Raw genomic sequence first — 22057 nt, 5'->3', positions numbered from 1 at the left:
AGCACAAAAAGGGCGCCGAAATTCAGCACCCCACCAGTCGTTTGACAATTCGGTAAAGAAAAACCGTCAGTCGCCCTCGAAGGCGATCAGCGTGTGGACATCGACGCCCAACGCCTCGAGCCTGGCGCGGCCGCCGAGATCCGGCAGGTCGATGACGAAGCAGGCGGCGACGATCTCCGTGCCCATCTGCCCAAGCAGCTTGACCGCCCCTTCGGCGGTGCCGCCGGTGGCGATCAGATCGTCGACCAGGATGACCTTCTCGCCCGGCTGTACCGCGTCGCGATGCATCTCCATCTCGTCGATGCCGTATTCGAGGCTGTAGGCGACGCGCACCGTGTCGTGCGGCAGCTTGCCCTTCTTGCGGATCGGGATGAAGCCGGAGGAGAGCTGGTGGGCGATGGCCCCGCCGAGGATGAAGCCGCGCGCCTCGATGCCGGCGATCTTGTCGATCTTGGCCCCGGCATAGGGCTGCACCAGCTCGTCCACGGCGCGGCGGAAGGCGCGGGCATCGCCGAGCAGCGTGGTGATGTCGCGGAACAGGATGCCCGGCTTGGGATAGTCGGGAATGGTGCGGATCGCCGAAAGAAGCGTGTCCTGAAGCGTCTGTGAAGCTGCCATGTGCCTGTCGCCTGTCCCTGCCCCGGTTGCCCCCGTTGTGCCGTGTCGCGGCGCAAAAGAAAAGGGCGCTTTGCGGCGCCCTTTCGGGATTTCATCTGGTGGCCGCAGCGCTCAGTGCACCGCCGACCAGACCTTGCGCTTGGTGAGATAGACCAGCCCGGCGAACAGGACGAGGAAGATCATCACCGTGAAGCCGGTCGACTTACGCGCTTCCAGATGCGGCTCGGCGGCCCACATCAGGAAGGCGGAGATGTCGCGGGCATACTGGTCGACCGTCTCCGGCGAACCGTCGTCATAGGTGACCTGGCCGTCGCTGATCGGCTCGGCCATGGCGAGCGAGGCGGAGCCGAGGAAATAGGGGTTGTAATAGGTCCCTTCCGGAACCGCATGCTCGCCCGGATCCTGGCCGTAGCCGGTCAGCAGCGCGTAGATATAGTCCGGGCCGGCTTCCGCATACTGCGTGAACACGTCGAACACGAAGGTCGGGAAGCCGCGCTCGACGGCGCGCGCCTTGGCGATCAGCGAGAAGTCCGGCGGGGCGGCGCCATTGTTGGAAGCAGCCGCCTGCTGCGGATTGGCGAAGGGCGACGGGAAATGGTCCGACGGCGTGGCGGCGCGCATGAACATGTCGCCCGCATCGTCCGGACCGTCCTCGACCTCGTACTCGGCCGCGATCGCCCGTACCTGGGCGTCCAAGTAGCCGAGATCCTCGAAGTTGCGGAAGGCGACCAGGTCGAGCGAATGGCAGGCGGCGCAGACCTCGCGGTAGACCTTGAAGCCGCGCTGCAGCTGGCCCTTGTCGTAGGTGCCGAACGGGCCGGCGAACGACCAGTCCTGCTCGACCGGCTTCTTGATCGGAAACTCCGCCGCATTGGCCGCCGTGGCGACGGTCAGGCCGAGGCCGAGCGCGGCCAATCCGTGGAGGACGTTCTTCATGGCGAAAATCCCTTTACGCATTCTCTCGCTCAGCCCTTTGCCTGTTCGGTGGCCGGCGCACCGGCGGACTTCTTCTCCAGCACCGCTTCCGTGATGGAATTGGGAAGCTTGCGCGGGGTCTCGATCAGGCCGAGGACCGGCATGATGACGAGGAAGAAGGCGAAGTAGTACAGCGTCGCCGCCTGGGCCATGGCCACGTAGACGCCTTCCGCCGGGCGCGAGCCGAGCCAGCCGAGGAAGATGGCGTTGACCACGAACAGCCAGAAGAACAGCTTGAACCACGGGCGGTAGACCGCCGAGCGGACCTTCGACGTGTCGAGCCAGGGAACCACGAACAGGACCGCGATGGCGCCGAACATGGCCAGCACGCCGCCGAGCTTCGAGTCGATCGGGCCGATGTTGAAGGTGATGGCGCGCAGCACCGCGTAGAACGGCAGGAAGTACCATTCGGGCACGATGTGGGCCGGCGTCTTCAGCGCGTCCGCCTCGATGTAGTTGTCGGGGTGGCCGAGGAAGTTCGGGATGTAGAAGACGAAATAGGCGAACACGGCCAGGAACACGATCATGGCGAACGCATCCTTGATGGTCGCATAGGGCGTGAAGGCCACGGTGTCGGTCTTCTGCTTCACCTCGATGCCGGTCGGGTTGGTCTGGCCGGTGACGTGCAGCGCCCAGACGTGCAGGACGACGACGCCGGCGATCATGAACGGCAGCAGGTAGTGCAGCGAGAAGAAGCGGTTCAGCGTCGGGTTGTCGACGGCGAAGCCGCCGAGCAGGAGCTGCTGGATCCACTCGCCGACCAGCGGGATGGCGGTGAAGAAGCCGGTGATGACGGTGGCGCCCCAGAAGCTCATCTGGCCCCAGGGAAGGACATAGCCCATAAAGGCCGTCGCCATCATCAGGAGATAGATGATGCAGCCGAGGATCCACAGCATCTCGCGCGGCGCCTTGTAGGAACCGTAGTAGAGACCGCGGAAGATGTGGACATAGACGGCGATGAAGAACATCGACGCGCCGTTCGAGTGCAGATAGCGGATCAGCCAACCGGAGTTGACGTCGCGCATGATCTTCTCGACGGAATTGAAGGCCACCTCGGTGCTTGCCGCATAATGCATGGCGAGCACGATGCCGGTCACGATCTGCGCCACGAGCATCAGCGACAGGATTCCGCCGAAGGTGTAGGCATAGTTCAGATTGCGCGGCACCGGATAGGCCACGAAAGAATCATAGACCAGACGCGGAAGCGGCAAACGCGCATCCATCCAGCGGCCGAGGCCGGTCTTGGGCGTATAGGTCGAATGTCCAGCGCTCATAGAAAATCCCCTCTCGCCGAGCCTTAGCCGACCTGAATGACGGTGTCGGACACGAATTCAAACGTCGGAACCTCGAGGTTCGTCGGTGCCGGGCCTTTGCGGATGCGGCCGGCGGTGTCGTAGTGCGAACCATGGCACGGGCAGAACCAGCCGCCGAAATCGCCGGCCTGGCCGAGCGGAACACAGCCGAGATGCGTGCAAACGCCGACCATCACCAGCCAGTTCTCCTTGCCCTCGCCGGCGGAGCGGTCGAGGTCGGTGGCCGGCGCATCGGCAGCGATGTTGGCGTTGCGGGCGACCGGATCCTTGAGATCCTCGAGCGCCACGGCCTTCGCCTCCTCGATCTCCGCATCCGTGCGGTTGCGGATGAAGACCGGACGGCCGCGCCACTTGACGGTCAGCGACATGCCCGGCTCGACACCGGAGACATCCACCTGGATCGAAGCAAGAGCGCGGGTGGAAGCATCCGGCCGCATCTGGTCGATGAACGGCCAGGCCACGCCGGCCGCGCCAATGGCCCCGGCAACGCCTGTCGCGACGTAGAGAAAATCACGCCTAGTATGTTCGGTCGAATCGGTAGCGCTCACGGGACTGCGATCCTTTCACCTCAGTTCGGCCGGTCAGGAAGCCCTATTGCACGTCAAACCCGGGAATCCGCTGCCCATGGCAACAAATGCCCGGCCCTGCCCCCGGCATTTTTCGAAGGTTTCTATGCGCCATGCCGACACTTGTCCAGACGCCCGAACCGGGACAGGGCAGATTGTCGCGGGGAAAACGCGACGAACAAAGATGAGTGATAAACTCCTATTATTGGCCGGCTTGTCGCCGTGAATTGTCGCCCGGCCGGCCGGGCCGCACAAGCCCCGGCGCCGACGGTCATTCCGACCCGGCGGCAACCGCCTCGAACGTGAAGGTCGCGGCGTCCTCTTCGGGCGGCGTGCCGGGGCGGTAGTCGCCGCAGACCACGATGTCCGTGAAGCCTGCCTCCCGCAACGCCAGCCGGAACTCGAGAAGCCCCCAGAAACGCAGATGGAAGAGATCGAGCTCGGTGGCGACAAGCGCTCCGTCGCGCCAGTGCTCGTAGCGCAGCTGCGACAGGACGGTCTGCCGGGAGAAGCTGCGCGCGACGGGATCCTCCCGCAGGGTCAGGAGATCGTCGCCATCGCGCCACTGCCGCGCCGCGCCGGGTGCTGCGGCCAGGGAAGACAGGGGATCGAGATCGACGATCAGCCGCCCTCCCGGCCGGAGCGCCTCGTGGAACCGCCGCAGCACGGCGCATGCAGTCTCCGGATCGGTCACAAGCTGGAACGAGCCCGCCGGGACGATCACCGCCGCGAAGCGCTCGGCATAGGAGAAGGTCTCGAACCGCTGGAGATCGACGGGTGCGGGCAGCCCGCGAAGGGCGCATTCCTTCCGGCAATGGGCGATCATCTCCGGCGAGGCGTCGAAGCCGCGCATGTCGATGCCCGCTTCCAGCAGCGGGATGAAGATGCGGCCATTGCCGACCGCCGGCTCGAGCACGGGGCCATCGCAGCCCGACAGCCTTTCCGTGTAGAAGGCGATGTCGCCGAAGGAGCGGCCGATCGGCTTGTCCAGATGATAGACCCAGGCGGCAAGCGAGCCGTAGCGGTTTTCCATGATGCAACCTTTCGCGCGGATGGGAGCGCCCAAGCGCATGCGGACGCAAGTGCCAGCGCACGGGCGGAACGGCAAGGCCTTCAAGCCGCACAATTCGTTGATCCAGGCGCGGACTGCCTCAGCGCGCGCCGAGGCGCGCCAGCACGCGGGCCGGGATGGCGAGATCGCGGATCACAGCCTCATGGCCGCGAAAGCCGCACAGCTCGCGCTGGATGAAATAGGAATGCACCGCATCCGCCGCCGCCTGGAGCAGGCGCCGCGCGCGCTCCGCATCCGTTCCGTCGTCGCCGGCCAACCGTTCGAGCGCCAGTGCCGCGCGGCGCCCGGCATGGCCGAGCGAAGACGCCTGCTCGGCGACGATCTCCTGCTGCAGCACCGCATCGCCGCTCAGCGGATGCGCGACGAGGCCGGTGATCGTGTTCGGCAGTTTCAGCATGGTGTGTCGTCCAGATCCCACATCTCGACAAGAGGGTCGAGCAGGCATAGCTTGCCGCTTCGGACACGCTTCTTCAACCCGCCGGGCGCCGCTGCCATGACCCTCGTGGAACTTGCAACCTTCACCCTCGTCGCCGCGCTGCTCGTTATGTCGCCCGGCCCCAACGGCGTCCTGATCGCCAAGACCGTGCCGACCTCCGGCAAGGCGGCCGGCTTCGCCAACATCGCCGGCTTCTTCGCCGCCTTCTACCTGCACGGGGCGCTGTCGATCCTCGGCATCTCGATCATCCTGGTGCAGTCGGCCACCGCCTTCTTCATCGTGAAGATGCTGGGTGCCGCCTATCTCTGCTATGTGGGGGTCAAGGCGCTGTGGCAGGCCTGGAAGGGCGTCTCCATCGCCCCGCCGGTGGCGCCGGCCAAGCGCCGCCGCACGCTGGCGAAGGCGGCCGCCGAGGGTTTTCTGACCAACGCGCTGAACCCAAAAGTCTCGATGTTCTACCTGGCGGCGTTTCCGCAGTTCATCCCGGTCAACGCCGACGCGACCCTGTGGGCGTTCCTGCTGGTCGTGATCCACTCCCTGCTGAACATCGTCTGGTTCTCGGCCCTCGTGCTCCTGTTCTCGACGCTGAAGAATTTCGGCACCCGCGCCACCGCGCAGCGCTGGCTGAAGGCGACGACCGGCGCCGTGTTCATCGGCTTCGGGCTGAAACTGGCGACGATGCGGCCCTGAGACGCGCGACACGCAGGCGGGATCAGACGCCGCCCGGCGCCGCCTCGATGGCGGCCGGCGCTCTCTTCCTGATCACGGTGAGCATGAGCCCGAACAGGACGAGGCAGGCGGCCGCGATGCGCATCGGGCCGAACGCCTCGCCGAGCACCAGCGCGGAAGAACTCATGCCGAAGATCGGCACCAGCAGCGAGAACGGCGCCACCTGCCCCGCCCCATAGGTGCGGATCAGCTTGCCCCAGACGGCGAAGCCGAAGATCGTCGCGCCGAAGGCGATGTAGAGCAGCGCGCCGACGCCGAGCCAGTCGAGATTGACGAAGGCCGCATACTGCCTGTCCCAGCCCTCGACGGCGAACGAAAGGGCAAGCAACGGCAGCGGCGGGATGAGGCTGGCATGCACCATCAGGTGCAGCATGTCGACCTTCCCCGCCCTGCGGATGATCAGGTTCGAGACGGACCAGGACAGCGCGGCGCCGATGGCCAGGGCCAGACCGAGCGCAGTGAAACGTCCATCGACCGTCAGGGCGATCAGGCCGATGCCGCAGAAGGCCACCGCCGTGCCGAGAAGCTGGAGCATGCCGGGCCGCTCGCCGAGAAGGGCGGCGGCGAGCAGGATCGTGAAGAACGCCTGCACCTGGAGGACCAGCGAGGCAAGCCCCGCCGGCAGCCCGACATCCATCGCCATGAACAGCAGCGTGAACTGGATGGTGCCGAGGAAGATGCCGACCCCGAAGACGTAGCGCCAGGCCACTTTCGGCCGCGGCAGGAGAAAGGCGAGCGGCAGCGCAGCGACAACGAAGCGCAGCGCCGAGAACAGGATCGGCGGGAAGCTCCCGAGGCCGACCTCGATGACCACGAAATTGAAACCCCAGACCACCGCCACCAGCAGCGCCAGGAGAAAATGCGGCAACCGCATCGGCATTTCCCCGCTCCACCGCCCTTCGCAACGGCAGCGCCATGGAACCCCGAAAGCCCGGGATTCTCAAATCAAAAGCGCAGGCCCCAGAGATCAGCGAAACTGAAGCATGCAGCCGCGCCCCGCCGCACCTTGAAGGACCGTGTGCCGGATTACGGCCACTTCACCTCGGGCGGCAGGCTGGACAGGATGGAATCGACATTGCCGCCCGTCTTCAGCCCGAAGATCGTGCCGCGGTCGTAGAGCAGGTTGAACTCCACGTAGCGGCCGCGGCGCACGAGCTGTTCCTCGCGGTCAGCTTCCGTCCAGTTGGTGTTGAAGTTCTTGCGCACCAGATGCGGATAGACGATGGCGAAGGCGCGGCCCACGTCGCGGGTGAACTCGAAATCGGCCTGCCAGCCGCCGTTCTCCTCCGGCGTCTTCAGCCAGTCGTAGAAGATGCCGCCGATGCCGCGCGCCTCGTTGCGGTGCGGCAGGAAGAAATACTCGTCGCACCAGGCCTTGTACTTCTCGTAATCGACGATTGCCGCGTGCCGGTCGCAGACGAACTTCATCGCCTGGTGGAAGGCCTGCGCGTCGGCATCCTCCTGGCTGCGCCGCCGGTCGAGCACCGGCGTCAGGTCGGCCCCGCCGCCGAACCACTGCCGTGTGGTCACGACCATGCGCGTGTTCATGTGAACGGCCGGCACATGCGGGTTCTGCGGATGGGCGATCAGCGAGATGCCGGACGCCCAGAAGCGCGGGTCTTCGTCGGCGCCGGGAATCTGCTGGCGGAACTCGGGCGAGAATTCGCCATGCACGGTGGAGACGTGGATGCCGACCTTCTCGAACACGCGGCCATGCATGATCGACATGACGCCGCCGCCGCCCGCCCCTTCCTCGCGCTGCCAGGGCGTCTGCTCGAAGCGACCGGGCGTGCGCGTCGAGAGCGGGCCGGTGAGTTCGTCCTCGATCGCCTCGAAGGCGGCGCACAGGCGGTCGCGCAATTCCTCGAACCATGCCCTCGCGGCGGTCTTCTTGTCTTCCAGGCCTTCAGGCAGGCCGACCGGGATGTCCGGTTTCTGCATCTCGTTTCCTTCCGGACCCGGCGGACGCCGCCAAAGCGCCCCGACGCGGTCCTACAAATGACTCGCTATTTCCAAACGTGTTGCCTAAGCTTCCTGGCAGACGGGTCAAGGAGTTCTTTCGTGCGTGTGCCCGCAAAACCGCCGCTGGAAGGGCTGAAGCGCAGTATCGACAAGCACCGCGCCAAGGCAAGCCGCATGCCGCGCGACGGTTTCTTGCGGGAGACCTTCGCGCTGCCCCGCCCCCAGGCCCGCGCCAAGGCCCGCGAATGGCTGGAGCGCTGGCCCAAGCAGGCCTACTGGACCGAGATCGAGAGCTGGTGCGAGCGCCCCGGCGACATGATCGAGTTCACCATGCGCCGCCTGCCGAGCGCCGACTGATCCCCCTTGACCTCAAGCTAGCTTGAAGCCGTATGCATCCTTCCTTTCCGCAACGGAGGAAGGAAACGCTTGGCCCCTGCCCGCTCATCGCGTCTGCCGCAGCGCCTCGCCGGCGGCCATCGCCGCGCTCATCGCCAGATTGAGGCTGCGCGCGCCTTCCTGCATGGCGATCAGCAGCCGCGCGTCGGCCGCCTCGTGGACGGCCTCCGGCACCCCGGACGATTCCCGACCGAACAGCAGAACATCGTCGGGCCTGAAGACGAAATCCGTGTAGGCCGTCGCGGCGCGCGTCGAAAACAGGAGCAGGCGCCGACGCTCGCCCCGCCGCCACGCCTCGAACGCGTCCCAGGACGCGTGACGCACCAGCGTCGCCCGCTCGATATAGTCCATGCCGGCGCGCTTCAGATTGCGGTCGGACAGGTCGAAGCCGGCCGGCTCGATGATGTCGACGGTGAGGCCGAGACACGCGGCAAGGCGCAGGATCGCGCCGGTGTTTCCGGGAATGTCGGGCTGGTAAAGGGCGATATGCATCTGGCTGTGTCTTTCGACATGGCTGGCGACGTGGCTGGGTGTGGCTGCCGGGACACACTCGCCTGCGGGATGCACGGAAAGCGTGAACCGCTCTGGCCACTGGCCGCAACTGCCGGTATAAGCGCCCCACTGTCAACGCGAACCGAAGGAGAAAGGCATGAACATGATGACGCATATGACCTGGCTCCACGCCAACGGGCATTCCGCCTAGCGGCGGTCTCGGTTCGAACAGCACAGTTTCCCACACACGCTGAAGCATCGTCTCGAGTTCCGCCGGAAGCCGCCTTCCGTTTCCCGAGGACTGTTTCGATGCACAACCGTTTTCCCCAGCGGCCGAAAGGCCGACCGCCGAGTCCGGACGTTCCAGCCTTCGACCCGACCCGGCAGACACTGCACGACCGGAAGCTCGCCGCCTGGGCCCTGACCCTCGGCGCGCGCCTGCCGCTTGACGGCGTCGCGCGCAGGCGTCCCCATCGCGGGCAGCTGCCCGACGTCGATCTCACGCGCGCAGAACCGGCCGTCCGTCCATCATGGCGCGACCGGCTGGCGGGATGGTTTCGATGATCGCGCCGCAACCGGCCCCCGTTTCGCACCGTCCGTCCGGCCTGCCATGGTCGGGCGGTGCGTTCGCGCCACTGTCCAAAAATCCCCGCGGCGGCTATAAGAGCCGCCCCATCAACCAACACCGCTGGAGGCGGCAATGGATCATTCAATGCACACCTCCCTCGTCGGCCTGCGTCCCTGGACGGCAGTGCGCCACGAGGCCTGACGGCGGTTTTCGTTCTCCCGTTCTTCACCGCCTGCTGAAGCAGGACGCGAGCGAATCCGCCGGACACATCCTTCCGGAACACTTTTTGGATTCGCATCATGACTGCTCGCAATCGCAACGGACGCGCGGCGTCCGAAAACCCGCACAACGACGCAACCCCGACGGCGACGACGCCAGCATCCGGGCGGCACCAGGAACCCGCTCCCGCCAGCACCCTGTCAGGAGCCTTCAGGACCGCCCTCGGCAAGCCCGTACAGACGCCCGCCGCCGCTCCTATATGGAAGGGCGACAAGGGACTCAAATCCGCCGCCAACCCCGGACCAGTCCACGGCCAGGGACGGCAGGCTTCGCACAGCCCGACCCCGGCCGGGCCGCGCAAGGGACACCGCTAGACCGCGCTGCATCCATTCGGACGCAGGCCCGGCGATCCCGCTCCTGACGCTGCCCGGGGGCAGCGCTGAAACAACCTTTGCGGGCCGCAATGCGCCCGCAAAGGCCCTCTAGAAACAGGCCTCCGGCCGATGGTCGCGCGGAAACGCGACGGGCGGCGGAGGCGGACGAAGGACGCACGCGACAATGTTCCAATGGTTTGAACGAAGGCTCGACCCTTTCCCGAGCGAGGAACCGCAGGAGCCGCCGCGGACGCTGGTGGCCTTCTGCCTGCATTATACGAAGGGCGCGTGGCCCTATCTGGTCCCGGCGGCGATCCTGATGGCGTGCATCGCCATCGCCGAGGTGTGGATGTTCTCCTTCCTCGGCAACATCGTAGACTGGCTGTCGCAGAGCGACCGCGCGACCTTCCTGGAGACGGAGGGCTGGAAGCTGGCGGCCATGTCGTTCCTGGTGATGATCGGCCTGCCGCTGATGGTGTGGTTCCACTCGTTGCTCTCGCAGCAGACGCTGATGGGCAACTACCCGATGCGCATCCGCTGGCAGGTACACCGCTACCTGCTGAAGCAGTCGATGAGCTTCTACCAGGACGAGTTCGCCGGCCGCATCGCCACCAAGCTGATGCAGACGGCGCTCGCGGTGCGCGAATGCGTGATCAAGCTGTTCGACGTGCTGAACTACGTGATCGTCTATTTCACCGGCATGCTGTTCATCGTCGCCGCCGCCGACTGGCGGCTCGCGCTGCCGCTCGTCGGCTGGCTGGTCTGCTACGTGCTCCTGATGCGCTATTTCGTGCCGAGGCTGGGCAAGGTCGCCGAGCGCCAGGCCGATGCGCGATCGATCATGACCGGCCGCGTCGTCGACAGCTACACCAACATCCAGACGGTCAAGCTGTTCTCGCATGCGCGCCGCGAGGCCTCCTTCGCCAAGGAGGGCATGAGCGGCTTTCTCGGCACCGTCCACCAGCAGATGCGGCTCGTCACCAGCCTCTACGGCTTCCTCTACGTGCTGAACTCGACCTGCCTGTTCCTGGTGGGCGTGCTCGGCATCCGGCTTTGGCTCGCCGACGCGGTGTCGGTCGGGGCCGTGGCGGTGGCGCTGGGCCTGGTGCTGCGCCTGTGGGGCATGTCGCAATGGATCATGTGGGAGCTTTCCGCGCTGTTCGAGAACATCGGCACGGTGCAGGACGGCATCAGCTCGATCTCCCTGCCGCGCGTCGTCGACGACCGGCCGGACGCGACGCCGCTGACCGTGCCCGAGGGCAACATCGCCTTCGAGGCGGTGGGCTTCCACTACGGCAAGAAGGGTGGCGTGATCGAGAACCTGTCGCTGACGATCAGACCCGGCGAGAAGGTCGGTCTGGTCGGCCGCTCGGGCGCCGGCAAGTCGACGCTGGTCAACCTGCTGCTCCGCTTCTACGACCTGGAGCGCGGCCGCATCACCATCGACGGGCAGGACATCGCCGCCGTGACTCAGGACAGCCTGCGCGAACAGATCGGCATGGTGACGCAGGACACCTCGCTCCTGCACCGCTCCGTGCGCGACAACATCCTCTACGGCCGCCCCGACGCGACGGAGGAGATGATGATCGAGGCGGCGCGGCGCGCCGAGGCGCTGTCCTTCATCGGCGGCCTGACCGACCCGAAGGAAAGGAAGGGCTTCGACGCCCATGTGGGCGAGCGCGGCGTAAAATTGTCCGGCGGCCAGCGCCAGCGCATTGCCATCGCCCGCGTGATGCTGAAGGATGCGCCGATCCTCATTCTCGACGAGGCCACGTCGGCGCTCGATTCGGAGGTGGAGGCGGCGATCCAGGAAAACCTCTATCGCCTGATGGAGGGCAAGACCGTGATCGCCATCGCCCACCGGCTTTCGACCATCGCCGCCATGGACCGGCTGGTGGTGATGGACGGGGGCCGCGTGGTCGAGGAAGGCACCCATGACGAACTGGTGGCCAGGGGCGGTCTCTACGCCAGCCTCTGGCAGCGCCAGTCGGGCGGGTTCCTGGATCTGGAGGTCGGCGAGGCTGCGGAATGAGCGACAGGGCGAAGCAACAGGACAATTCGCGCGCCGAACCGCTGTGGCGCAGCTTCGAGGGGGTGATCGACCCCTTCGGCGACACGCGGCGCGACGTGCTGCCGGTCAAGGCGCACGAGTTCATCCTGTTCTTCGCCCGCCAGGCCAAATGGCCCTTCGCCCTGCTCCTGATCGCCGGCGGCCTGATGGGCGCCGTCGACGCCGGGCTCTACTGGGCGCTCGGCTACCTGATCGACGTGCTCGATCAGGAATCTGCGACGACCCTGATCGCCAATCACTGGATGACGCTCGCCGGCTTCCTGGCACTCTTACTGGTCATCCGCGCCGTCGTGATCATCGGCAACACGGTGCTCGAGGAGCAGGTCATCGTTCCCGCCTTCTACCAGCGGGTGCGCTGGCAGGCGTTCCGCCGCGTCATCGAGCAGCCCTACGAATTCTACCAGAACGACTTCGCCGGCCGCATCGTCACCAAGATCCTACAGGGCGGCGAGGCGACGGGCGACTTCATCATCAACGTGCTCCAGACCATGTGGAGCTTCCTGACCTTCGTCGTCCTGGCGGTCTCGATCCTGACCGTCCTCGACCCGCTGATGGGCCTGGTGGTGGTACTGTGGGTCGGCATCTACGTCGCCATCGCCCGCTACCTGCTGCCGCCGCTGCGCAAGGCGGGCCGCCGCACCGCCGACCAGCGCTCGATCCTCAACGGCCGCATGGTCGATGCCTTCACCAACATCCTGGCGGTAAAGCTGTTCGACAGCGGCCAGCGCGAGCACTCCTACGTGCGCGAGGGCATGGCGCATTTCCTGAGCGCCGTGACCGTCCTGACGCGTGCCATCACCCGCGTGCGGGTGACGGTTGCCATCGTCAACGGCTTCATGATGGCGGCGGTGTTCATCCTCGCCATCATGCGCTGGATGGACAGCGCCATCACGACCGGCGAGATCGCCGCGGCGATGGGCCTGGTCTTCCGCCTCAACCAGATGTCGGGCTGGATGATGTTCAACATCAACGGGCTGATCCGCAACTACGCCACGGTGCAGGATTCGACCACCGTCGTTTCCGTCGAGCCGACGATCCGCGACGCAACGGGTGCTGCGGAGATGCCGCGCGCCAGGGGCGACATCCGCTTCGAGGACGTCACCTTCAACTACGGCAAGGACACGGGCATCATCGAGGGGCTCAACCTGCACATCAGGCCGGGCGAGCGCGTCGCGCTGGTCGGCCCCTCGGGCGCCGGCAAGACGACCATCGCCAACCTGATGCTGCGCCTGTTCGAGGCCGAGAGCGGCCGCATCCTGCTCGACGGCCGCGACATCACCGGGGTGACGCAGGCCTCGCTCCGGGCGCAGTTCGGCGTCGTCAGCCAGGACCCGATGCTGATGCACCGCTCGATCCGCGACAACATCGCCTATGGCCGCGCCGGCGCCAGCGACGCCGAGATCGTCGCCGCCGCAAAACGCGCCTCGGCGCACGACTTCATCCTCAACGTCTCGGACCCGAAGGGCCGGACGGGCTACGACGCCGTGGTCGGCGAGCGCGGGGTAAAACTCTCTGGCGGCCAGCGCCAGCGCATCGCCATCGCCCGCATGATGCTGAAGGACGCGCCGATCCTGATCCTCGACGAGGCCACCTCGGCGCTGGATTCGGAGATCGAGGCAGCCATCCAAGAGAATCTCGGACGGATGATGGAGGGCAAGACGGTGATCGCCGTGGCGCACCGCCTGTCCACCATCGCCGCCCTCGACCGGGTCATCGTGCTGGACCGGGGCCGCATCGTGGAGGAAGGCTCGCATGCAGCGCTGGTGGAGGGAGGCGGCCTGTACGCGCGGCTATGGAAACGGCAATCGGGCGGCTTCCTGGGCGGAAGGCTGGCCGCGGAGTAGCCAGCCGCTTGACGGGCACGCGCGCCGTTTCATGTGTTTCGGTTTCGGCCGGATGGCGCATCGGCAGGTCCGCGAGTTCGCGCAGCGACATGGCCGCAAGGGCCGGATGCGACAGCGGATCCTGCCGCCAGCGCTCCTCGTCATTCTGCGCGACCGCCTGCCGATAGCTGTCCCTGAAGGATCGAACCATCTTCCAGAAAATCTGCAACATGATCTCTGCTCCTTTCATGCGACAGTGGAATGAGCGGCACAATCTTCCTAACTAGAGCGATTTTCAATGGAGATTGCCTGAGATTTTCTATAGAAAAACTATATGAAAAACCTGCAGCGCGTCCATCTGAACGGCCTGCGCGCCCTGGAAACCGTGGGGCGGCTCGGCTCGCTGCGCGCCGCCGCCGAGGAACTGGGTGTCTCGATCGGAGCGGTCAGCCAGCAGGTGATCAAGAGCGAGTCGCAGCTCGGCGCCGCGATCTTCGAGCGCACCGGACGCGGCATCCGTCCCACGCCGCTCGGGCGGCAATTCCTCGACCGGCTGACCACCGGCTTCCAGACGCTCGACACCGCCATCGCCATGACGCGGCACGACAGCGATGCGGTGCTGACGATCTCCGTCGCGCCGGTCTTCGCCTCGAAATGGCTGGTGCCGCGGCTCGCCCGCTACGCCCGCGCGCATCCGGACACGAAGCTGCGCCTCGACGCCTCCATCGGCCTCGTCAATCCCGACAGCTCCGACATCGATCTGGCGATCCGTGTCGGCGAGGGAAACTGGCCGGAGGTGAAGGCCGAGCATCTTCTGGCGCAGGAAGTGTTCCCGGTCTGCGCGCCCGCGCTGGCGGAAACGCTGGCATCGCCGGCGGACATCATGGCCGCGCCGATCATCCGCGACGCCAACTCCAACATCGAGTGGAACATATGGCTGAAGCAGTTCGGCCTCGATCAGGCGCATCTCGCCGAAGGCGACACCTTCACCGACGCGGCGCTGTGCCTCGACGCGGCGATCGCCGGACAGGGGGTGATGCTCGCCTGGCACACGCTCGCCCATGACGCGCTGGCGGCCGGTCGGCTGGTCGCCCCCTTCAGGGAGCGCGCTACGACGCGCTACAGCTACTGGCTGATCACCTCGGCGACGCGCCCCGAACCCACCAAGGTGCGGGCCTTCAAGGCGTGGCTGCGCAGCGAGATCGAGGCGACCGTCAGGGGCTGAGGATCGTCCGGCGCGATCACATTTCCCCGCACGGGCAACCTCTCGCCCCGTTTCGTGTTATAGTGCGGATCGTAGGGAGCATCGGAAGAGCCAAAAATCGGATTCCACTTTCCGGCCGGATGCTCTAAGCCCGTTTCAACTGCGAACAGGAGGACAGTCCCATGAAGGAGTTTCATTGCGGTTCGCTCGTTCCCGGCTGCAATTGGCACACCCGCCATGACGAAGAGGCGGAGGTAATCCGCCGCGCCGCCGAGCACATGCGCGAAACCCATGGCGAGAGCGTCATCCGGGAAAGCATGGTCGAAGCCATCCGCTCGCGCGTCACCCAGGCCAAGAACGCCGCATAGGAGCGGTTGCAGCGCCTTTGCAGCTTTTTGGGTGCTTGGTGCGTGGTGCGTGGTTCGACAAGCTTCTGTAATCGCGCAAAAGCTTGGAACATTTCCAAGAAGCGGAAGCGCCCGCCCCTCATCCCCCTGCGTGCTGCGCACCCTTCTCCCCGCTCGCGGGGAGAAGGCGGATGATCGCAACACCCTCTGCAGATTGACGCAACGCCTATGTCCCCCCTCTCCCTGCTTGCGGGGAGAGGGTAAGGGTGAGGGGCAAGCACCACCCGGAATGATCTAACGCCCGCTCTCGAGCCTTGCTCGCGCGCGCTGCAAAAGCGCGTCGTGGTTCAGTGTAAAACCAGATTCGATCCAAGCGTCCTCGAGCGTCGCCAGCAGCGCGCCAAGGTCCTTGCCCGGTTTCAGGCCAAGGCCAGCCAGATCGTTGCCGTTGAGCGGAAAGGAGGGGCGCTTCCACCCGTCGAGCAGCTTGAGGAGACGGGCAAATCCCGCCGCCTCGGCGAGCGCCTTGTCGTCCTCGACCGCCCGCCCCCGGGCGCCAGCGAGCGCCAGCTTCAGCCGGAGCGAAAGGCCTTTCGTGTCAGCACGATAGGCGAGTTTCCTGAATCGCGCCTCGTCGAGCGACGCGGGCGGAAGATTCGCCTCCGCCCAGCCCTCCAGCGAGGCCCGCTCGGCACGCGAAAGCTTCAGCCGTTCCGCCAGCGTGTCGATCCGCTCCTGCTGCGGCGGGATCATCGCCGCCAGCCGCACGAGCGGATCGGGCGTCCAGCCGAGCGCCCGTTCGGTTTCCATCAGCGGGCCGATCAGGTCGATGCCCCATTTCTCCGATTCCGGAACGATCCTTGTCAGGACGCCCGTCTGGCGCATCCACAGGAGCGCGCGCGAGGGATCGGTGGCGGCGAGCAGCTTCTTCAATTCCGCCCAGACGCGTTCGGCGGACAATTGCCCGAGCCCGTCCTTCAGTCGCGCGCAGGCCTTCAGGCCCTCGGCGTCGGGTCGGCCGGCGCCGTACCAGGCGAAGAAGCGGAAGAAGCGCAAGATGCGCAGATAATCCTCGCGGATGCGCAGGTCCGGATCGCCGATGAACCGCAGCGTGCGGCTCTCCAGGTCGGCGATGCCGCCGACCAGATCGACCACCGCGCCATCCGCCTCCGCATAGAGCGCGTTGATGGTGAAGTCGCGCCGCTCGGCATCGCGCTGCCAGTCGCGGCCGAAGGTGACGCTGGCGCGGCGGCCATCGGTCTCGATGTCAGAGCGCAGCGTCGTCACCTCATAGGCGCGGTCGTCGGCGATGACCGTGACCGTGCCGTGGTCGATGCCGGTGGGCGCGGTGCGGAAGCCCGCCCGGCGGGCGCGCCGCACGGTCTCCTGCGGCAGGGTGGTGGTGGCGATGTCGATGTCGCTGACGGCCTGGCCGAGCAGCGTGTTGCGCACGGCGCCGCCGACGACGCGCGCCTGCTCGCCATCCGCCGACAGGACCGCCAGCAGTTTCTGCAGGCTCTCGTTCGACAGCCATTGTGAATCCGAAATCAAGCGCTTGTCCATCAAGCATAAAGTCTTTCGTAAAGCGTGCGGATGATGCCCGCCGTGACGCCCCAGATGAAGCGATCGCCGAACGGCATGGTGTAGTAATAGCGCTCGCGGTCGTTCCAGATGCGGCTCTCGCGCCGGTGATTGGCGGGATCCATGAGGAAGGAAAGCGGCACCTCGAAGGCGGCGTCCACCTCGTCGGGATTGATCGTCAGGGCGAAGCCGGGGCGGACGATCGCCAGCACCGGCGCGATGCGGTAGCCGCTGCCGGTGGAATAGTCGGGCATGCGGCCGACCACGTCGACGATGCCCGGCGCAAGGCCGATCTCCTCGTCCGCCTCGCGCAGCGCCGCCGCCTCGGGCGAGGCGTCCTCCGGGTCGATGCGGCCGCCCGGAAAGGCGACCTGCCCCGAATGGTTGCGCAGCGCGGCGGCCCGCTGGGTGAGGATCACCGAAGCGCCATCGGCGTGATCGACCACCGGGATCAGCACGGCGGCATCGCGCAGGCCGGGCCGCATGATCAGGCTCTTCATGTCCGGGTTCAGCCCGTGATCGCCATAGTCCTCCGGCCCGTGCGGCCCGCTCTGGCGGGCGGCGCGGCGGCGGAATTCCTCCGCCGAAAACAGCTTGGGCGCTGCGGTGCCGACGATCATTGCGACAGCCTTTGCAGCTCGTCGGCCGGCATGACCGGGAACACCGCGCCGCGCGAGCGCAGGACGAACATGGTGCGGCCGTCGATCTCCGCCTCCTCGCCCGCCTCGACCAGATCGTACATGACCGGGCGCGCCACCAGCGCTTCCAGCCGGCCGCGCACGTGGAGATAGGGTTTCAGGCCGCCGGTCCGTGCATCGACCACGAAGCGCAGGGGATGGTCCGGCCCGGCCTCCACCACGTCGCCGACATTGGTGCGGAAAGTCAGCGCCCGCTCAGTGCCCGAACCCGTCAGCGCCATCTCGACGGCGAGGAAAGGCGCGTCCTCCACGCGGATGCCCACTTTCTCCACCGGCGTGACCAGATAGGTCTTTCCGTCCTCGTCTTTCCGTAGAACGGAGGAGAACAGCCGCACCAGCGCCGGCCGGCCGATCGGCGTGCCGAGATAGAACCAGGTGCCGTCCGCCCTGATCTCCATGTCCAGATCGCCGCAAAAGGGCGGGTTCCAGCGCTCGACCGGCGGTGCGCCCTTGCCAGAGCGCGCGGCCCTTGCGATCAACGCCTCGAGGCCCGCCGCGTCGCCGGCCCCGGAGAGCGTTTCGGCCCGTGAAGTGTTTTCCTGGCTCATGGTCACGAAATAGTCACTGTTGTTTCGCTTGTCAGCCTTGTTCAGTGTTTTAAATTCGATCAGGGACGTGACGGTGCGATTCGTTTCATACACGTGCCGCCAGGGTCCGTCCCGACCGCAAGCGAGGATCGAGACGGCATGAGCATCGTTTCCAAGGACAGACTGCCCGGCCAGAAGGCCATGAGCGACAAGGAGATGATCGCCGAGGCCGAACGCGCGCTCTCCGACATCGCCAGCGTGCGCGAGGGCGTCGGGCGCGTCATCTTCGGCCAGGAAGCCGTGGTCGAGCGCGCGCTGATCGCCATCCTGGCCGGCGGCCACGCGCTCTTGGTCGGCGTTCCGGGCCTCGCCAAGACCAAGCTGGTGGAGACGCTGGGCGTGGTGCTCGGCCTCGACGCCCGCCGCATCCAGTTCACCCCCGACCTCATGCCGTCCGACATCCTCGGCTCCGAGGTGATGGAGCAGGACGCGAAGGGCAAGCGCTCGTTCCGCTTCCTGCCCGGCCCGGTCTTCTCGCAGCTCCTGATGGCCGACGAGATCAACCGCGCCAGCCCGCGCACCCAGTCGGCGCTGCTCCAGTCGATGCAGGAATACCACGTCACGGTGGCCGGCCACCGCCACGACCTGCCCTCGCCCTTCCATGTGCTGGCGACGCAGAACCCGCTGGAGCAGGAAGGCACCTACCCCCTGCCCGAGGCGCAGCTCGACCGCTTTCTGATGCAGGTCGACATCCTCTATCCCGAGCTCGAGGCGGAGCGCCGCATCCTGCTGGAGACGACAGGCATCGACGAGGCCGAGGCGCGCGACGTGCTGACGGCGGAGCGGCTGAAGGAAATCCAGATGCTGATCCGCCGCATGCCGGTGCCCGAAAGCGTCGTCGAGGCGATCCTGCAGCTCGTGCGCATGGCGCGGCCCGGCGTCGGCAACCCGGACACCGACCGGCATGTCGCCTGGGGTCCCGGGCCCCGCGCCAGCCAGGCGCTGACGCTCTGCGCCCGCGCCCGCGCCCTCTACGACGGCAGGCTCGCCCCGTCGGTCGACGACATCCGCGCGCTGGCCGAACCGGTCCTGCAGCACCGCATGGCGCTGACCTTCGCCGCGCGCGCCGAAGGCATGAGCGTGCGCGACGTCATCCGCCGCCTGGTCAAGGCGCTCGACTGATGGACGGGCGCGGCCGGACGGATTGCTGATGGCCAGGATCGGCGAGGTCCCCGCCCCTGCCGCCTCGGGCGACGTGCTGGTCCGCGCGCGGGCGCGTGCGGCCCTCCTGCCCGACCTTCTGGTCGAGGCAAGCCGCGTGGCCAACAACGTCATCGCCGGCTGGCACGGCCGCCGCAAGCGCGGCATCGGCGAGAATTTCTGGCAGTTCCGGCCCTATGTGGACGGCGAGGCCGTTTCGCGGATCGACTGGCGGCGTTCGGCGCGCGACGAGCATCTCTATGTCCGCGACCGCGAATGGGAGGCCGCCCACACCGTCTGGCTGTGGTCCGATCCCTCGCCCTCCATGCTCTACAAGTCGCAACTCGCCCCAACCTCGAAGGAGGCCCGTGCGCTGGTGCTGACGCTGGCGCTGGCCGAGCTTCTGTCGCGCAGCGGCGAGCGCATCGCCTGGCCCGGCGTAACCGACCCCTTCTCCGCCCGCAACGGCGCCGAGCGGCTGGCAGCACAGCTTCTGCATGCGCCCGCCCTGCCCGCCAGGCCCGACCTGATGCCGATCCGGCGCTTCTCCGACGTGGTGCTGGCGAGTGACTTCCTCGACCCTGTGGAGGAGACCATCGCCTGGCTCGACCAGCTGGCGCGGCATGGCGCACGCGCGCATCTGATCGAGATCGCCGACCCGGCGGAGGAGGCCTTCCCCTATACCGGCCGCACCGAGTTCTCCGACCCGGAGACGGGCGACAAGCTGACCGCCGGCCGCGCCGAGACGCTGGCTGACGATTACCGGCGGCTCTACATCGCCCGCCGCGAGGAACTTTCCGCCTGGTGCAAGAGGCTGGGCTGGAGCTACACGGTGCACCACACCGACCGGCCGGCCGCGCAGGCGCTGGTCGCCGTGCATCTGGCGATGAGCGCCGAAGCCGGCTACGCCATGGAGGGCAGCCTGTGAACTGGCTCTCCCTCTCCTTTGCCCAACCGTTCCTGCTCTGGGGCCTGATCGCCCTGCCGGTGATCTGGTGGCTGCTGCGGCTGACCCCGCCGCGCCCGCAGACGGAGACCTTTCCGCCGCTGAAGATCCTCGCCCGGGTCGTGAAGCGCGAGGAGACGCCGCACAAGAGCCCCTGGTGGCTGACGCTGCTGCGCCTCCTGCTGGCGGCGCTGGTGATCCTGGCGCTCGCCGAGCCGGTGCTGAACCCGCGCGAGAAGGCCGCCGGCGGCAATGCCGCGCTGGCCGTCGTGATGGACAATGGTTGGGCGGGCGCGCCCGACTGGGACGAGCGCGTCGCCACCGCCGCGCGGCTGATCGGCGACGCGCGCTCCGAAGGCCAGCCGGTGGTGCTGGCGCTGACGGCGGAGGAGCAGAACCAGGAAATCGGCCCGTTCGACGCTGACACGGCGCTGGAGCGCCTGAACGCCGCGCGCCCGCGCCCCGTGCCGGTCAACCGCCCGGCGATCTACGGCCGCGTCGCGGCGGCGCTGGAGGATATGCCCGGCGCGGCGGTCGCCGTCCTTTCGGACGGGCTGGCCGCGACCGGCGACGAGGCCGCCTTCCGCCAGCTCTTCGCCGGCGGTCCGGGCCAGATCCTGTGGGCGGCGCCCGAGCGCCTGACGCTGACGGCCGCAACCGACGCGCAGAACACGGCGGAAGCCTTCGAGGTGACCGCGACGCGGGCCGGCGGCGACGCCGCGCCGCGCCAGGTGGTGGCCTATGCGAGCGACGACAAGGGCCGGCGGCTGGCCGAGGCGGTGCTCACCTTCACGGCGGGTGCCACCAAGACGACCGGCCGGATGCCGGTGCCGTTCGAACTGCGCAACGATTTCGTTTCGGTCGGCATCGAGGGCGAGAACCAGGCCGCCGGCCTGCGCGTGCTCGACGAGAACACCAGGCGCCGGCGCATCGGCCTCCTGTCGCAGAGCGAGGCCGACCAGGCGCAGCCGCTGCTCTCGCCGCTCTACTACATCGAGCGGGCGCTTTCGCCCTTCGCCGACCTGGTGGAGCCGTCGAGCGCGGAACTGACCGAGGCGATCCCCGAACTGCTCGAACAGAAGCCCGCCGTCATCGTCATGGCCGATGTCGGCACCCTGCCCGAGGCGGCGCGCCGCGCGGTGATCGACTGGGTCGACGGCGGCGGCACGCTGCTGCGCTTTGCCGGCCCGCGCCTGGCGGCGGCGGACAATGACGAGGATCTCCTGCCGGTGCGGCTGAGGCTCGGCGAGCGCTCGCTAGGCGGCGCGCTGTCCTGGACGGAGCCGCAGCCGGTGGCCGAGTTCCCCGCCAGCGGCCCCTTCTCAGACCTCGCGCCGCCGCGCGACGTGGTGGTGAACCGGCAGGTGCTGGCCGAACCCTCGCCCGACATCGTCGAGCGGAGCTGGGCGAACCTGGCCGACGGCACGCCGCTGGTCACCGGCGTCAAGCGCGGCGAGGGCCAGATCGTCCTGTTCCATGTCACGCCAGAAGCAACCTGGTCGAACCTGCCGATCTCCGGCAGCTTCGTCGAGATGCTGCGCCGGGTCGTGCAGCTCTCGCGCAATCAGGGCGCGCTGGGCGAGGCGAACGCGGAGGGCGGCAAGGCGCTGGCGCCCTACCGCATGGTCTCGGCGGACGGCCTGCTGGTGCCCCCCTCCCCCGAGGCTGAGCCGCTGGCCGGCGGCGGCGCGGTGACGCTGAAGAACCCGCCCGGCCTCTATGGCAGCGAGGAAGGCGTGGTGGCGCATAATCTCTTGCCGCCCGATGCCGAACTCACCCCGCTCGCCCGCCCCGAAGCCCCTGCCCCGCTGACCGCGCTGCGCTACGGCTTTGACGAGCAACAGCCGCTGAAGGGACCGCTCTTCGCCGCCGCACTTGCCCTGCTCGCGCTCGACACGCTGGCGGTGCTGTGGCTCGGCGGACGCCTGCGCCGCCGCCCG

At 67.3% G+C, this 22057-nt stretch carries 23 protein-coding genes; 11 read left to right on the top strand and 12 right to left on the bottom strand.

Annotated features, from left to right (window positions below; genetic code table 11):
* Window positions 1-66: 66 nt before the first annotated feature.
* The 6 genes from NA2_RS19035 to NA2_RS19010 form a co-directional block, all read right to left on the bottom strand.
* Window positions 67-618: an adenine phosphoribosyltransferase gene (locus NA2_RS19035; RefSeq protein WP_008598827.1), complete on the bottom strand. Its 552-nt coding sequence runs from the start codon at window positions 616-618 to the stop codon at window positions 67-69.
* A gap of 111 nt (window positions 619-729) precedes the next feature.
* Window positions 730-1554, bottom strand: coding sequence for a cytochrome c1 (locus tag NA2_RS19030; RefSeq protein WP_008598826.1), 825 nt, complete (start codon window positions 1552-1554; stop codon window positions 730-732).
* A gap of 29 nt (window positions 1555-1583) precedes the next feature.
* Entirely contained in the window at window positions 1584-2867 is a 1284-nt protein-coding gene (locus tag NA2_RS19025) for a cytochrome b (RefSeq protein WP_008598825.1), read from the bottom strand.
* A gap of 23 nt (window positions 2868-2890) precedes the next feature.
* Window positions 2891-3454: a ubiquinol-cytochrome c reductase iron-sulfur subunit gene (petA, locus tag NA2_RS19020; protein ID WP_008598824.1), complete on the bottom strand. Its 564-nt coding sequence runs from the start codon at window positions 3452-3454 to the stop codon at window positions 2891-2893.
* Between the two features lie 289 nt (window positions 3455-3743).
* Entirely contained in the window at window positions 3744-4505 is a 762-nt protein-coding gene (locus tag NA2_RS19015) for a class I SAM-dependent methyltransferase (RefSeq protein WP_008598822.1), read from the bottom strand.
* A 118-nt stretch (window positions 4506-4623) separates the two neighbouring features.
* Window positions 4624-4941: a DUF6665 family protein gene (locus NA2_RS19010; RefSeq protein WP_008598820.1), complete on the bottom strand. Its 318-nt coding sequence runs from the start codon at window positions 4939-4941 to the stop codon at window positions 4624-4626.
* A gap of 96 nt (window positions 4942-5037) precedes the next feature.
* Between NA2_RS19010 and NA2_RS19005 the strand changes: the two genes are divergently transcribed.
* Window positions 5038-5670: a LysE family translocator gene (locus NA2_RS19005; protein ID WP_040678649.1), complete on the top strand. Its 633-nt coding sequence runs from the start codon at window positions 5038-5040 to the stop codon at window positions 5668-5670.
* A 22-nt stretch (window positions 5671-5692) separates the two neighbouring features.
* Here the strand turns inward: NA2_RS19005 and NA2_RS19000 are convergent, their stop codons facing one another.
* Both NA2_RS19000 and hemF read right to left on the bottom strand, forming a co-directional pair.
* Window positions 5693-6589: an EamA family transporter gene (locus NA2_RS19000; protein WP_008598818.1), complete on the bottom strand. Its 897-nt coding sequence runs from the start codon at window positions 6587-6589 to the stop codon at window positions 5693-5695.
* 146 nt (window positions 6590-6735) lie between these two features.
* Entirely contained in the window at window positions 6736-7650 is a 915-nt protein-coding gene (hemF, locus tag NA2_RS18995; protein ID WP_008598817.1) for an oxygen-dependent coproporphyrinogen oxidase, read from the bottom strand.
* A gap of 120 nt (window positions 7651-7770) precedes the next feature.
* Here hemF and NA2_RS18990 point away from each other — a divergent pair, with 120 nt between their 5' ends.
* Window positions 7771-8028: a hypothetical protein gene (locus NA2_RS18990; protein WP_040678623.1), complete on the top strand. Its 258-nt coding sequence runs from the start codon at window positions 7771-7773 to the stop codon at window positions 8026-8028.
* 84 nt (window positions 8029-8112) lie between these two features.
* Here the strand turns inward: NA2_RS18990 and NA2_RS18985 are convergent, their stop codons facing one another.
* Window positions 8113-8559 carry a tRNA (cytidine(34)-2'-O)-methyltransferase gene (locus NA2_RS18985; protein ID WP_008598815.1) on the bottom strand — a complete coding sequence of 149 codons (447 nt, stop codon included), beginning with the start codon at window positions 8557-8559 and terminating at the stop codon, window positions 8113-8115.
* Between the two features lie 309 nt (window positions 8560-8868).
* On the opposite strand from NA2_RS18985, the gene NA2_RS22195 reads away from it, so the two are divergent.
* The 6 genes from NA2_RS22195 to NA2_RS18955 all read left to right on the top strand — a co-directional run bounded on the left by NA2_RS22195 (window position 8869) and on the right by NA2_RS18955 (window position 15186).
* Window positions 8869-9123, top strand: coding sequence for a hypothetical protein (locus NA2_RS22195; RefSeq protein WP_008598814.1), 255 nt, complete (start codon window positions 8869-8871; stop codon window positions 9121-9123).
* A gap of 303 nt (window positions 9124-9426) precedes the next feature.
* Window positions 9427-9720, top strand: a complete 294-nt coding sequence (locus NA2_RS22190) for a hypothetical protein (RefSeq protein WP_192814193.1) — start codon at window positions 9427-9429, stop codon at window positions 9718-9720.
* A gap of 184 nt (window positions 9721-9904) precedes the next feature.
* Window positions 9905-11752, top strand: coding sequence for an ABC transporter ATP-binding protein (locus tag NA2_RS18975; RefSeq protein ID WP_008598812.1), 1848 nt, complete (start codon window positions 9905-9907; stop codon window positions 11750-11752).
* Window positions 11749-13635 carry an ABC transporter ATP-binding protein gene (locus NA2_RS18970; protein ID WP_008598811.1) on the top strand — a complete coding sequence of 629 codons (1887 nt, stop codon included), beginning with the start codon at window positions 11749-11751 and terminating at the stop codon, window positions 13633-13635. Before NA2_RS18975 ends, NA2_RS18970 begins: the two co-directional genes overlap by 4 nt.
* 313 nt (window positions 13636-13948) lie before the next feature.
* The gene (locus NA2_RS18960; protein ID WP_008598809.1) at window positions 13949-14839 is read left to right on the top strand and encodes a LysR substrate-binding domain-containing protein; all 891 of its coding nucleotides are present in this window, start codon (window positions 13949-13951) and stop codon (window positions 14837-14839) included.
* Window positions 14840-15000: 161 nt separating this feature from the next.
* Complete coding sequence (locus NA2_RS18955; RefSeq protein ID WP_008598808.1) at window positions 15001-15186, top strand: DUF1059 domain-containing protein; 186 nt, start codon at window positions 15001-15003, stop codon at window positions 15184-15186.
* Between the two features lie 273 nt (window positions 15187-15459).
* Here NA2_RS18955 and NA2_RS18950 read toward each other — a convergent pair whose 3' ends face one another.
* The 3 genes from NA2_RS18950 to NA2_RS18940 are packed head-to-tail and all read right to left on the bottom strand — an operon-like array spanning window position 15460 to window position 17992.
* Window positions 15460-16728 (bottom strand): CCA tRNA nucleotidyltransferase, encoded by a 1269-nt coding sequence (locus tag NA2_RS18950; RefSeq protein WP_008598805.1) that lies wholly within the window; start codon window positions 16726-16728, stop codon window positions 15460-15462.
* Window positions 16728-17366 carry a CoA pyrophosphatase gene (locus NA2_RS18945; protein ID WP_008598803.1) on the bottom strand — a complete coding sequence of 213 codons (639 nt, stop codon included), beginning with the start codon at window positions 17364-17366 and terminating at the stop codon, window positions 16728-16730. Before NA2_RS18945 ends, NA2_RS18950 begins: the two co-directional genes overlap by 1 nt.
* On the bottom strand, window positions 17363-17992 hold the full coding sequence (locus tag NA2_RS18940; RefSeq protein ID WP_040678639.1) for a DUF1285 domain-containing protein: 630 nt from the start codon (window positions 17990-17992) through the stop codon (window positions 17363-17365). The genes NA2_RS18945 and NA2_RS18940 overlap by 4 nt, the downstream gene beginning before the upstream one ends.
* Window positions 17993-18130: 138 nt before the next feature.
* Between NA2_RS18940 and NA2_RS18935 the strand changes: the two genes are divergently transcribed.
* The 3 genes from NA2_RS18935 to NA2_RS18925 form a co-directional block, all read left to right on the top strand.
* Window positions 18131-19153, top strand: coding sequence for an AAA family ATPase (locus tag NA2_RS18935; RefSeq protein WP_008598801.1), 1023 nt, complete (start codon window positions 18131-18133; stop codon window positions 19151-19153).
* Window positions 19154-19181: 28 nt separating this feature from the next.
* Window positions 19182-20099, top strand: coding sequence for a DUF58 domain-containing protein (locus NA2_RS18930; protein ID WP_008598800.1), 918 nt, complete (start codon window positions 19182-19184; stop codon window positions 20097-20099).
* Window positions 20096-22057, top strand: a 1962-nt coding sequence (locus NA2_RS18925) for a BatA domain-containing protein (protein WP_008598799.1), incomplete at its 3' end; no start/stop codon positions are given. The genes NA2_RS18930 and NA2_RS18925, both read left to right, overlap by 4 nt.

The organism is Nitratireductor pacificus pht-3B (assembly GCF_000300335.1).
GTDB classification, from domain to species: Bacteria; Pseudomonadota; Alphaproteobacteria; order Rhizobiales; family Rhizobiaceae; genus Nitratireductor; species Nitratireductor pacificus.
This window is presented reverse-complemented; position numbering and strand designations above follow the sequence as displayed.

Bases quoted from the DNA above. Each gene is read 5' to 3' on its own strand.
- NA2_RS18955 (WP_008598808.1), top strand. From the start codon at position 15,001: ATGAAGGAGTTTCATTGCGGTTCGCTCGTTCCCGGCTGCAATTGGCAC.
- NA2_RS18960 (WP_008598809.1), top strand. From the start codon at position 13,949: ATGAAAAACCTGCAGCGCGTCCATCTGAACGGCCTGCGCGCCCTGGAA.
- NA2_RS19005 (WP_040678649.1), top strand. From the start codon at position 5,038: ATGACCCTCGTGGAACTTGCAACCTTCACCCTCGTCGCCGCGCTGCTC.
- NA2_RS18970 (WP_008598811.1), top strand. From the start codon at position 11,749: ATGAGCGACAGGGCGAAGCAACAGGACAATTCGCGCGCCGAACCGCTG.
- NA2_RS18935 (WP_008598801.1), top strand. From the start codon at position 18,131: ATGAGCATCGTTTCCAAGGACAGACTGCCCGGCCAGAAGGCCATGAGC.
- NA2_RS18950 (WP_008598805.1), bottom strand. From the start codon at position 16,728: ATGGACAAGCGCTTGATTTCGGATTCACAATGGCTGTCGAACGAGAGC.
- NA2_RS22190 (WP_192814193.1), top strand. From the start codon at position 9,427: ATGACTGCTCGCAATCGCAACGGACGCGCGGCGTCCGAAAACCCGCAC.
- NA2_RS19010 (WP_008598820.1), bottom strand. From the start codon at position 4,941: ATGCTGAAACTGCCGAACACGATCACCGGCCTCGTCGCGCATCCGCTG.
- NA2_RS18985 (WP_008598815.1), bottom strand. From the start codon at position 8,559: ATGCATATCGCCCTTTACCAGCCCGACATTCCCGGAAACACCGGCGCG.
- NA2_RS19035 (WP_008598827.1), bottom strand. From the start codon at position 618: ATGGCAGCTTCACAGACGCTTCAGGACACGCTTCTTTCGGCGATCCGC.
- NA2_RS18930 (WP_008598800.1), top strand. From the start codon at position 19,182: ATGGCCAGGATCGGCGAGGTCCCCGCCCCTGCCGCCTCGGGCGACGTG.
- NA2_RS19030 (WP_008598826.1), bottom strand. From the start codon at position 1,554: ATGAAGAACGTCCTCCACGGATTGGCCGCGCTCGGCCTCGGCCTGACC.
- NA2_RS18975 (WP_008598812.1), top strand. From the start codon at position 9,905: ATGTTCCAATGGTTTGAACGAAGGCTCGACCCTTTCCCGAGCGAGGAA.
- NA2_RS18940 (WP_040678639.1), bottom strand. From the start codon at position 17,992: ATGAGCCAGGAAAACACTTCACGGGCCGAAACGCTCTCCGGGGCCGGC.
- NA2_RS22195 (WP_008598814.1), top strand. From the start codon at position 8,869: ATGCACAACCGTTTTCCCCAGCGGCCGAAAGGCCGACCGCCGAGTCCG.
- NA2_RS19025 (WP_008598825.1), bottom strand. From the start codon at position 2,867: ATGAGCGCTGGACATTCGACCTATACGCCCAAGACCGGCCTCGGCCGC.
- NA2_RS19000 (WP_008598818.1), bottom strand. From the start codon at position 6,589: ATGCCGATGCGGTTGCCGCATTTTCTCCTGGCGCTGCTGGTGGCGGTG.
- hemF (WP_008598817.1), bottom strand. From the start codon at position 7,650: ATGCAGAAACCGGACATCCCGGTCGGCCTGCCTGAAGGCCTGGAAGAC.
- NA2_RS18945 (WP_008598803.1), bottom strand. From the start codon at position 17,366: ATGATCGTCGGCACCGCAGCGCCCAAGCTGTTTTCGGCGGAGGAATTC.
- NA2_RS19015 (WP_008598822.1), bottom strand. From the start codon at position 4,505: ATGGAAAACCGCTACGGCTCGCTTGCCGCCTGGGTCTATCATCTGGAC.